Genomic DNA, 10498 nt, shown 5'->3' on the forward strand with positions numbered 1-10498 from the left:
GGCGGGAGTGAAGACTCCTTCAACAGAACGTTGAATTCCGTTACGTGGAAGTAAATCCCGTTTCCCGGAAGTAAAACGGCACACACGCAGCGTGAGAGGGGCACCGGGTGTCCGACGAAGAACTGGTACTGCGCTCGACGCGCGTCATCACCCCGGAAGGGACCCGCGCCGCCTCGGTCGCGGTCTCCGCCGGGACGATCACGGCCGTCCTGCCGTACGACGCCGAGGTGCCGGCCGGTGCCCGCCTGGAGGACGTCGGCGAGCACGTCCTGCTGCCCGGCCTGGTCGACACCCACGTGCACGTCAACGACCCCGGCCGCACCGAGTGGGAGGGCTTCTGGACCGCCACCCGCGCCGCGGCCGCCGGTGGCATCACCACGCTCGTCGACATGCCGCTCAACTCCCTCCCGCCCACCACGGCGGTCGACCACCTCCGTACGAAGCAGGACGTCGCCGCCGGCAAGGCCCACATCGACGTCGGCTTCTGGGGCGGCGCCCTGCCCGACAACGTCAAGGACCTGCGCCCGCTGCACGAGGCCGGCGTCTTCGGCTTCAAGGCCTTCCTGTCACCCTCCGGCGTGGACGAGTTCCCGCACCTCGACCAGGAGCGGCTCGCCCGTTCCCTCGCCGAGATCGCCTCCTTCGGCGGCCTGCTGATCGTGCACGCCGAGGACCCGCACCACCTGGGCGCCGCCCCGCAGCAGGGCGGGCCCAGGTACGCCGACTTCCTGGCCTCCCGCCCGCGGGACGCGGAGGACACCGCGATCGCTCAGCTCATCGCCCAGGCGAAGCGCCTCGACGCGCGCGTGCACGTCCTCCACCTGTCCTCGTCCGACGCGCTCCCGCTGATCGCGGCGGCCAAGGCGGAGGGCGTCCGCGTCACGGTCGAGACCTGTCCGCACTACCTCACCCTCACCGCCGAGGAAGTCCCGGACGGCGCCAGCGAGTTCAAGTGCTGCCCGCCGATCCGCGAGTCGGCCAACCAGGACCTGCTCTGGCAGGCACTGGCGGACGGCACGATCGACTGTGTGGTCACGGACCACTCGCCGTCGACGGCGGACCTGAAGACCGACGACTTCGCGACGGCGTGGGGCGGCATCTCCGGTCTGCAGCTGAGCCTGGCGGCGGTGTGGACTCAGGCGCGCAGGCGCGGCCACGGCCTGGAGGACGTGGCCCGCTGGATGTCGACGCGGACGGCCGCCCTGGTCGGCCTCGATCGGAAAGGCGCCATCGAGGCGGGCCGCGACGCCGACTTCGCGGTCCTCGCGCCCGACGAGACGTTCACCGTGGACCCGGCCGCCCTCCAGCACCGCAACCCCGTCACGGCGTACGCGGGCAAGACCCTGCACGGCGTCGTGAAGTCCACCTGGCTGCGCGGCGAACGCATCGTCGCGGACGGCGAGTTCACCGAGCCGAAGGGCGCACTGCTCACCCGCACCCCCTGATCCACCTCTCTCGCTTCCGCTCCCGCACCCGCAGCGGCCGACTCCTGAAAGGCACCATTCGTGACGGCGCAGCCCGCATCCCCTCCGGCTCGTTTCACCGGCGACGCGAACCCCTACGGAGGCGGTGACCCGTACGCGGACTACCGCACCGCCGACTTCCCCTTCACCCAGTACGCCGACCTCGCCGACCGGCAGCTCGGCGCCGCGGTGATCGCCGCCAACGACGAGTTCTTCGCCCAGCGGGAGAACCTGCTGCTTCCCGGGCCCGCCGAGTTCGACCCCGAGCACTTCGGGCACAAGGGCAAGATCATGGACGGCTGGGAGACCCGGCGCCGCCGCGGAGCATCCGCCGGCCACCCGTGGCCCACGGCCGAGGACCACGACTGGGCGCTGGTCCGCCTCGGCGCCCCCGGCGTCATCCGCGGCATCGTCGTCGACACGGCCCACTTCCGCGGCAACTACCCGCAGGCGGTGTCGGTCGAGGGCACGTCGGTTCCGGGGTCCCCCTCGCCGGAGGACCTGCTGTCCAAAGACGCGAAGTGGACGACGCTGGTCCCCCGCACGGCGGTGGGCGGCCATGCGGCGAACGGCTTCGCGGTGTCGGTCGAACAGCGCTTCACACACCTGCGCGTCAACCAGCACCCCGACGGGGGCATCGCGCGCCTGCGCGTGTACGGCGAGGTCGTCCCGGACCCGACGTGGCTGGAGGTCCTCGGCACCTTCGACGTGGTCGCCCTGGAGAACGGCGGCCAGGCCGAGGACGCCTCCAACCTCTTCTACTCACCGGCCACCAACACCATCCAGCCGGGCCGCTCGCGCAAGATGGACGACGGCTGGGAGACGCGCCGCCGCCGCGACCAGGGCAACGACTGGATCCGCTACCGCCTGGCCGCGCAGTCCCGGATCCGCGCGCTGGAGATCGACACGGCGTACCTGAAGGGCAACAGCGCGGGCTGGGCGTCGGTGTCCGTGCGGGACGGAGCGGACGGCGCGTGGACGGAGATCCTTGCGCGCACCCGCCTCCAGCCCGACACCAACCACCGCTTCGTCCTCCCGGAGCCGGCCGTCGGCACACACGCGCGCGTGGACATCTATCCCGACGGCGGGATCTCCCGGCTGCGGCTGTTCGGCTCGCTGACGGAAACCGGCGCGGCGGCGCTGGCGGCACGCCATCAGGAACTGGGCGGCTGACACAGGGGGTTTTCGCCCCCGCCGCCCCTTCCCTTTCCCGTCCTTCTGGGGCTCCGCCCCAGACCCCGCTCCTCAAACGCCGGAGGGGCTGATGTCAGCCCGTCCGGCGTTTGAGGACGAGACCCTTCGGGCCGAAAGCGGGGGTCTGGGGGCGCAGCACCCAGGGACGGGACCGGAAGGGGCGGCGGGGGCGAAACCCGCCGTCCACCGACCGCCCGCAGATCGGGACGAGGGGACTCACCGCCGGCCGATGAGTTGCGGGTGCCGGTGGGGTCTGTCCTCATGACAACAGACCCCGCTCGCGACAGGAGGCCCCGCCATGGGCAAGCTCGTCCTCACTTCCTTCGTCACCCTCGACGGCGTCCACCAGGCCCCCGGCGGCCCCAAGGAGGACACCCGAGACGGCTTCCGGCAGGGCGGCTGGACCGTCCCGTACTGGGACGACGACTTCGGCCGGTTCGTCAACGGCGTCTTCGGCCGCGTCGGCGCCTTCCTCCTCGGCCGTCGTACGTACGACATCTTCGCCGCGTACTGGCCGAAGAACACCGACCCGGCCGACCCGGTCGCCTCGAAGCTGAACGCCCTGCCGAAGTACGTCGCCTCCGCGAGCCTCACGGACCCCGGCTGGTCCGGGACCACCGTGATCGGCGGCGACCTGGCCAAGGAGGTCACGGCTCTCAAGGAGGGCACCGACGGCGAGCTCCAGGTGCACGGCAGCGGTGCCCTCGCCCGGTCGCTGCTCGCCCTCGACCTCGTCGACACGGTCCACCTGCTGACCTTCCCGGTCGTGCTGGGCGCCGGTCGTCGCCTGTTCGCCGAGGGCGCCGTACCGACCGCCTTCCGGCACACCGGCGGGCAGATCACGGGCGCGGGCGTCTCCATCCAGTCGTACGACGTGGCCGGTCGTCCGGAGTACGGCACCTACGAGCTCCCCGAAGGTTAACTCCCCGAAAACTCCTCGGACTTGACGGGAAAATCTCCGAAGTTGTCATTGACATGCCATCATCTACGCGCGTCATCATGGGGTCATGAGATTCCCCCCACGCGCCACCCGGATCGGCGCCGCCGCCGCTCTCCTGTCCGCCCTTCTCGTGGGCGGCACCGTCACCGCCACCTCGGCGAACGCGGCCGCCACGGCGGTCGGCAGCATCTGTTACAGCGACCTGCCCTCCCAGGCACACGACACGCTCGACCTGATCGAGCAGGGCGGCCCCTACCCCTACTCGCAGGACGGGACGGTCTTCCAGAACCGGGAAGGCGTCCTTCCGGGCCGGTCGACCGGCTACTACCACGAGTACACGGTCATCACCCCCGGCTCGTCCACGCGCGGAGCGCGCCGCATCGTCACCGGTGAGGAGTACCAGGAGGACTACTACACGGCCGACCACTACGCCTCGTTCGACCTGGTCGACCACGACTGCTGAGCCGGGGTGTCATCGCCGGCTCTCGGCCACGGCGAACAGCGCGAACGCCAGCACGACCAAGGTGACGCTCGCGTAGACCTCGTAGCCGTCGAGGAATCCGATCCGTTGCACGAACCCCACGTGCCAGTCGGTGAACTCGTGCAACAGGCCCATCGCGCCCTGCACCAGGGCAAGAAAACCGAGTAGCTCCAGCAGCTGCTTCATGGAAAAGACCCTCGCCCCGCGGACCCCCCACCCACATCGGCCGCGGGGCGAGGCACGTCCGACGGAAGTCCCCGATCCGGCCGGGCCGGCCGCGCCGAAAGTCTCCGGTGCCGCGACTTTGGTCGCGGAACCGGTGCATCCGGAGGTGCCACGGGCCGCCCCCGCATAGATTCGTCGACCGTGAGCAGTGACGAGACGGCTTCCGAAACGACTGCCTTTCCCGGGCGGCGCTGGATGCTGCCCTCCGCCGTGATCCACGAGCTCGACCCCGAGGCGGGGCGGGCCGGGCGGCCGCCCCGGCGGACCGCGCGCGACTGGGTCGTCGACTTCTTCGTCTTCCTGCTGGCCGCCGTCATCGGCCTGGCGGTCGCGGACACGCTCTCCGACGACCCCGGCCTCCCGCACGCCGTCGTGGTGACCGACCAACTGCTGGGCGCCCTTGCCTGCGCCGCGGTATGGCTGCGCCGCCGGTGGCCCCTCGGTCTCGCCGTCGCGACGATCCCCCTCGCCTTCGTCTCGACCACCTCGGCCGGCGCCGGCATCGTCGCCCTGTTCACGCTCGCCGTGCACCGGCCGTTCCGGTACTCGGCCTGGGTCGGCGGCGTCCAACTCGCAGCGGTTCCGCTCCTGTTGTGGGTGCGCCCCGACCCCGACCTGTCGTACGTGCCTGCGGTGGTGTTCACCCTGCTCCTGACCGCGGCGATCACCGGCTGGGGCATGCTCGCCCGGTCCAAGCGGCAGCTCATGCTGAGCCTGCGCGACCGGGCCCGGCGTGCCGAGACGGAGGCGCGGCTGCGCGCGGAGCAGGCGCAGCGGCTCGCCCGCGAGGCCATCGCCCGGGAGATGCACGACGTGCTCGCGCACCGGCTGACCCTGCTGAGCGTGCACGCGGGCGCCCTGGAGTTCCGGCCGGACGCACCCCGCGAGGAGGTCGCCCGGGCCGCCGGTGTCATCCGGGAGAGCGCGCACGAGGCCCTGCAGGACCTGCGGGAGATCATCGGCGTCCTGCGGACGGGCGACTCCGACGACGCGGGCCGCCCCCAGCCGACGCTGGCCGCCCTGGACACGCTGGTCGCCGAGTCCCGTGAGGCCGGGATGAAGGTCACGCTCGACAGCCGTGTCGCCGACCCCGCCGCCGTCTCCGCCTCGGTCGGACGCACCGCCTACCGCATCGCCCAGGAGGGCCTGACCAACGCCCGCAAGCACGCCCCCGGCGCCGAGGTCACGGTGTCCGTCACCGGCGCCCCGGGGGAGGGCCTGACAATGTCGGTGCGCAACCCGGCGCCCGACGGGGACGTCCCCCCTGTCCCCGGTTCCGGCCAGGGGCTGATCGGCCTGACCGAACGCGCGACGCTGGCCGGGGGCAGCCTGGAGCACGGGCCGGAGGAGGGCGGGGGGTTCGCGGTGCGGGCGTGGCTGCCGTGGCGGTGACTCCCGCGGGGGGTGCCGCCACCCCCAACTCGCCCGGTACAACGGTGATTCGCCCGCCGCGCAACCGTGATTACGTAGCCCCCATGACTGCCATCAGACTGCTCCTCGTCGACGACGACCCGCTGGTCCGGGCCGGCCTGTCCCTGATGATGGGCGGCGCCGACGACATCGAGATCGTGGGCGAGGCCGCCGACGGGGGCGAGGTCCAGGAACTCGTCGACCGCACCCGTCCGGACGTCGTCCTGATGGACATCCGGATGCCGTCGGTGGACGGCCTGACCGCCACCGAGCGGCTGCGCGGCCGGCCCGAGGCCCCGCAGGTCGTGGTCCTGACCACCTTCCACGCCGACGAGCAGGTCCTGTGGGCCCTGCGCGCGGGCGCCGCCGGGTTCGTCCTCAAGGACACCCCGCCCGCCGAGATCGTCGCCGCGGTGCGCCGCGTCGCGGCAGGCGACCCCGTCCTGTCGCCCACCGTGACCCGCCGGCTGATGCAGCACGCGGCCGGAACCGCCGCCGACACCCGCCGCACGCGCGCGCGTGCCCGCATCGCCGCCCTCAACGACCGCGAACGCGAGGTCGCCGTCGCCGTAGGCCGCGGCCTTTCCAACGCCGAGATCGCCGCCGCGCTCTTCATGAGCGTCGCCACGGTCAAGACCCACGTCTCCCGTGTCCTGGCCAAGCTCGACCTCAACAACCGGGTGCAGATCGCCTTGTTGGCCTATGACGCGGGGCTGCTGGAGGAGGAGGCGGAGGAGGACGGACGCTAGCCGCGGTACCCGCGTGTCGTCCCTGGGAGGGGAGTGCCGCGGGAAGGCGGGAGTGCCGGGGGAAGGCGGGAAGGCCGGGGGAAGACGGGAAGGCCGAGAGGAAGACGGGCGCCGAAGGGCAGCGCCCCGTCACGGCACCGTCGCGCCGGCCGCGCCCGCGATCTCCGCGAGCCCCACGACCCGCCGCTCGCGCCGGGACACCTCGCACGCCTCGGCGATCCGCAGGGCCTGCAACGCCTCGCGTCCGTCGCACGGGTTCGGCCGCCCGCCCCGCACGACGTCGACGAACTCGATCAGCTCCGCCTCGTACGCGGGTCCGAACCGCTCCAGGAACCCCGTCCAGGGCTTGTCCGCGGCCGGCGGGCCGGTCGGCTCGGTGGACGCGATGGGCGTCCGGTCGTCCAGGCCCACCACGATCTGGTCCAGCTCCCCGGCCAGTTCCATGCGCACGTCGTACCCGGCCCCGTTCAGCCGCGTCGCCGTCGCCGTGGCGAGTGTGCCGTCGTCCAGGGTGAGCAGGGCCGCTCCCGTGTCGATGTCGCCCGCCTCGCGGAACATCGCGGGGCCCGCGTCGGATCCGGCCGCGTACACGTCGGCGATCTCGTGCCCCGTCACCCAGCGCAGGACGTCGAAGTCGTGGATCAGGGTGTCCCGGTACAGCCCGCCGGACTGCGGCAGGTACGCGGCCGGCGGCGGGGCCTGGTCGGAGGTCAGTGCCCGCACGGTGTGCAGCCTCCCGAGCCGCCCCGAGCGCACCGCGTCCCGCGCGCCCCGGTAGCCCGCGTCGAAACGACGCTGGAACCCCATCTGCAGGATCGTTCCGGCAGTCTCGACCTCGCCTATCGCCTGTAATGTGCCCGCCAGATCCAGCGCGATGGGCTTCTCGCAGAACACGGGGAGCCCCGAGCGTGCTGCCCGACCGATCAGTTCGGCGTGAGCCGACGTCGCCGTCGTGATCACCACCGCGTCCACGCCCCACGTGAAGATCTCGTCCACTCCCGGCGCCGCCGTCTCACCCAGCCGGTACGCGAGATCCTGGGCCCGCGCGGGGTCCACGTCCGTGAGGATCAAGGAGCCGACCTCCCGGTGCCGGCTGAGGGTGTTCGCATGGATGGTGCCTATGCGACCCGTACCGATGACTCCGATGCGCATGTGACCAACCTGCGTGCCGACCCGGCACGCTGTCAATGCATATGTCCGGACAATCGAACTACACAACTTCCCGTCAACCACTCACGGAGCTACGCTCGGCCCCGTGCCGAAACCAGGAGTGGACCCGACCGTGACGCTCGAGCTCAGTGTGGACCGCAGCAGCCCGGTGCCGTTGTACTTCCAGCTGTCCCAGCAGCTGGAGGCCGCCATCGAGCACGGAGCCCTGACCCCGGGCAGCCTGCTGGGCAACGAGATCGAGCTCGCGGCCCGGCTCGGCCTGTCCCGGCCCACCGTCCGCCAGGCCATCCAGTCGCTCGTCGACAAGGGCCTGCTGGTGCGCCGCCGCGGTGTCGGCACCCAGGTCGTGCACAGCCAGGTCAAGCGTCCCCTGGAGCTCAGCAGCCTCTACGACGACCTGGAGGCGGCGGGCCAGCGCCCCGCGACGAAAGTCCTCGTCAACACCATGGTCCCGGCGACCGCGGAGATCGCGGCCGCTCTGGGCGTGGCCGAGGACAGCGACGTGCACCGGGTGGAACGGCTGCGGCTGGCGCACGGCGAGCCGATGGCGTACCTGTGCAACCACCTGCCGCCCGGGCTGTTCGACCTGGACACCGGGCAGCTGGAGGCCACGGGCCTGTACCGCATGATGCGGTCCGCCGGGATCACACTGCACAGCGCGCGGCAGTCCATCGGCGCCCGCGCGGCCACCGCCGTCGAGGCCGAGCGGCTCGCCGAGGAGGCCGGCGCCCCGCTGCTCACCATGCAGCGCACGACCTTCGACGACACCGGCCGCGCCGTCGAGTTCGGCAGTCACACCTACCGGCCGACCCGCTACTCCTTCGAGTTCCAGCTGCTCGTACGCCCCTGAAGGCAGGATTCCGGTTCGTCGCATTGTCCGGACAAGCGACCGGGTGGCGCCCCGGTCGCCGGATGTGAGATCACTGTGGCCCCACGCCGGCCCGGTGGGAGACGGATTCGGGATGCCGAAGCGGGGCACGATGATGGGCAGTCGCACACGACCCGCGCCCGGCACGTCACAGGAACCGCCCCTTTGCTCCCCCGCACGGCACCCACCGCAACCGTGAGGCAGAATCAGGGCCGATGAGCACCTACGGCAACTTCAGCGCCCCCATCGGCTCCCGCCGCGCCCCAGCGCTCCGCACGGTCGGCACGAGGGAGCGCCGATCGCACCTGACCGCACCCCGCGTGCCCACCGTCGGCATCGACATCGGCGGCACGAAGGTGATGGCGGGCGTCGTCGACGCCGACGGCAACATCCTGGAGAAGCTGCGCACGGAGACCCCGGACAAGTCCAAGAGCCCGAAGGTCGTGGAGGACACGATCGTCGAACTGGTCCTGGACCTGTCCGACCGCCACGACGTGCACGCGGTCGGCATCGGCGCGGCCGGCTGGGTCGACGCCGACCGCAACCGCGTCCTGTTCGCGCCGCACCTGTCCTGGCGCAACGAGCCCCTCAGGGACCGCATCTCCAGCAGGCTGTCCGTGCCCGTCCTCGTCGACAACGACGCCAACACCGCCGCCTGGGCGGAATGGCGCTTCGGCGCGGGCCGCGGCGAGGACCACCTCGTCATGATCACGCTCGGTACCGGAATCGGCGGCGCGATCCTGGAGGACGGCCAGGTCAAGCGCGGCAAGTACGGCGTCGCCGGTGAGTTCGGCCATATGCAGGTCGTGCCCGGCGGCCACCGCTGCCCGTGCGGCAACCGCGGCTGCTGGGAGCAGTACAGCTCCGGCAACGCGCTGGTCAGGGAGGCGCGCGAACTGGCCGCGGCGGACTCCCCGGTGGCGTACGGCATCATCGAGCACGTCAAGGGCAACATCGGCGACATCACCGGCCCGATGATCACCGAGCTGGCCCGCGAGGGCGACGCCATGTGCATCGAACTGCTCCAGGACATCGGCCAGTGGCTCGGCGTCGGCATCGCCAACCTCGCCGCCGCCCTCGACCCCTCCTGCTTCGTGATCGGCGGCGGTGTCTCGGCCGCCGACGGCCTGCTCATCGGCCCCGCCCGGGACGCGTTCAAGCGGCAGCTCACCGGCCGCGGCTACCGACCCGAGGCCCGGATCGTCCGCGCCCAGCTCGGCCCCGAGGCCGGCATGGTCGGCGCCGCCGACCTGTCCCGCCTGGTCGCCCGCCGCTTCCGGCGTGCCAAGCGCCGCCGGGTGGAGCGCTACGAGCGGTACGAGCGGTACACGGAGGCCCGCCGTACGTCCCAGGACACGGCGTGACGGCGTCGTTGCCGCGCCAGGCGATGCCCCCCGACGAGCCGGAGGACCGCCGGCACCGGAACCGGCGCCGGGCCCTCACGCTGCTCATCATCGTGCTGCTCATCGGCGTCCCGGCCGGCTACCTCGTGATCTCCGCGAACCAGAGCCGCAACAGTGGCAAGGACAAGGAGGCCAAGTACTCGGCCACCGGCCTCACCGAGGGCTGGCCGTCCAAGGTGCAGCGCCGCCTCTACCAGGTGCCGGTCCCGCACCCGGCGGACCACATCGCCTACTACGAGACCAACAACTGGAAGACCAGCCGCCTCTACGTCCAGTTCCGGACCAGCGCCGCCGGCCTCGACGCCTTCCTCACCGGTGTGGGCGTCAACCGGGATGCCCTGGAAGAGGGCGAGATCACCATCAGCACGCGTGACCAGAGCGTCAGCGGCTGGTCGTTCAAGGGCCCGGGCCCGTGGCTCGGCCTCGTCCACACGCAGAAGAACCCCGCCCCCACCCAGGACGTCGTCGTGAACCTGTCCAACCCGGTCTCGCCCATGGTCTACGTCGTCTCGCGCACGGTTCCCTAGAACGACGGGCCCCGCCGGTCGCCGGAGCCGATTGTCAGACCCCGCCCGTAGAGTCGAAGACGACTGAT

Annotated in this window: 11 protein-coding genes; 9 read left to right on the plus strand and 2 right to left on the minus strand. The window is 71.9% G+C overall.

The features are described 5' to 3' along the window. Nucleotides 1–107: 107 nt before the first annotated feature. The 4 genes from allB to ACZ5XS_RS13545 all read left to right on the plus strand — a co-directional run bounded on the left by allB (nt 108) and on the right by ACZ5XS_RS13545 (nt 4060). Nucleotides 108–1445 (plus strand): allantoinase AllB, encoded by a 1338-nt coding sequence (gene allB, locus ACZ5XS_RS13530; protein ID WP_468650778.1) that lies wholly within the window; start codon nt 108–110, stop codon nt 1443–1445. Between the two features lie 60 nt (nt 1446–1505). Further along, on the plus strand, nt 1506–2636 hold the full coding sequence (gene alc, locus ACZ5XS_RS13535; protein WP_468650780.1) for an allantoicase: 1131 nt from the start codon (nt 1506–1508) through the stop codon (nt 2634–2636). A 319-nt stretch (nt 2637–2955) separates the two neighbouring features. Beyond that, a complete protein-coding gene (locus tag ACZ5XS_RS13540; protein ID WP_468650782.1) occupies nt 2956–3579 on the plus strand; it encodes a dihydrofolate reductase family protein in 624 nt (207 codons plus the stop codon). An 85-nt stretch (nt 3580–3664) separates the two neighbouring features. Next, nucleotides 3665–4060, plus strand: coding sequence for a guanyl-specific ribonuclease (locus ACZ5XS_RS13545; protein WP_468650784.1), 396 nt, complete (start codon nt 3665–3667; stop codon nt 4058–4060). A 9-nt stretch (nt 4061–4069) separates the two neighbouring features. Here ACZ5XS_RS13545 and ACZ5XS_RS13550 read toward each other — a convergent pair whose 3' ends face one another. Then, a complete protein-coding gene (locus ACZ5XS_RS13550) occupies nt 4070–4264 on the minus strand; it encodes a hypothetical protein (RefSeq protein ID WP_468650786.1) in 195 nt (64 codons plus the stop codon). Between the two features lie 234 nt (nt 4265–4498). Here ACZ5XS_RS13550 and ACZ5XS_RS13555 point away from each other — a divergent pair, with 234 nt between their 5' ends. Beyond that, nucleotides 4499–5695 (plus strand): sensor histidine kinase, encoded by a 1197-nt coding sequence (locus ACZ5XS_RS13555; RefSeq protein ID WP_468650927.1) that lies wholly within the window; start codon nt 4499–4501, stop codon nt 5693–5695. A gap of 83 nt (nt 5696–5778) precedes the next feature. Further along, a complete protein-coding gene (locus ACZ5XS_RS13560; protein WP_468650788.1) occupies nt 5779–6462 on the plus strand; it encodes a response regulator transcription factor in 684 nt (227 codons plus the stop codon). Between the two features lie 129 nt (nt 6463–6591). Here ACZ5XS_RS13560 and ACZ5XS_RS13565 read toward each other — a convergent pair whose 3' ends face one another. After that, a complete protein-coding gene (locus tag ACZ5XS_RS13565; protein WP_468650790.1) occupies nt 6592–7614 on the minus strand; it encodes a Gfo/Idh/MocA family protein in 1023 nt (340 codons plus the stop codon). A 130-nt stretch (nt 7615–7744) separates the two neighbouring features. Here ACZ5XS_RS13565 and ACZ5XS_RS13570 point away from each other — a divergent pair, with 130 nt between their 5' ends. From ACZ5XS_RS13570 to ACZ5XS_RS13580, 3 genes are all read left to right on the plus strand, one after another. Further along, a complete protein-coding gene (locus tag ACZ5XS_RS13570) occupies nt 7745–8482 on the plus strand; it encodes a GntR family transcriptional regulator (protein ID WP_468650792.1) in 738 nt (245 codons plus the stop codon). Between the two features lie 233 nt (nt 8483–8715). Beyond that, entirely contained in the window at nt 8716–9864 is a 1149-nt protein-coding gene (locus tag ACZ5XS_RS13575; RefSeq protein WP_217238968.1) for an ROK family glucokinase, read from the plus strand. Next, a complete protein-coding gene (locus ACZ5XS_RS13580) occupies nt 9861–10430 on the plus strand; it encodes a sugar kinase (protein ID WP_468650794.1) in 570 nt (189 codons plus the stop codon). The genes ACZ5XS_RS13575 and ACZ5XS_RS13580 overlap by 4 nt, the downstream gene beginning before the upstream one ends. Nucleotides 10431–10498: the final 68 nt, after the last annotated feature.

The organism is Streptomyces sp. NPDC033131, from assembly GCF_055578365.1.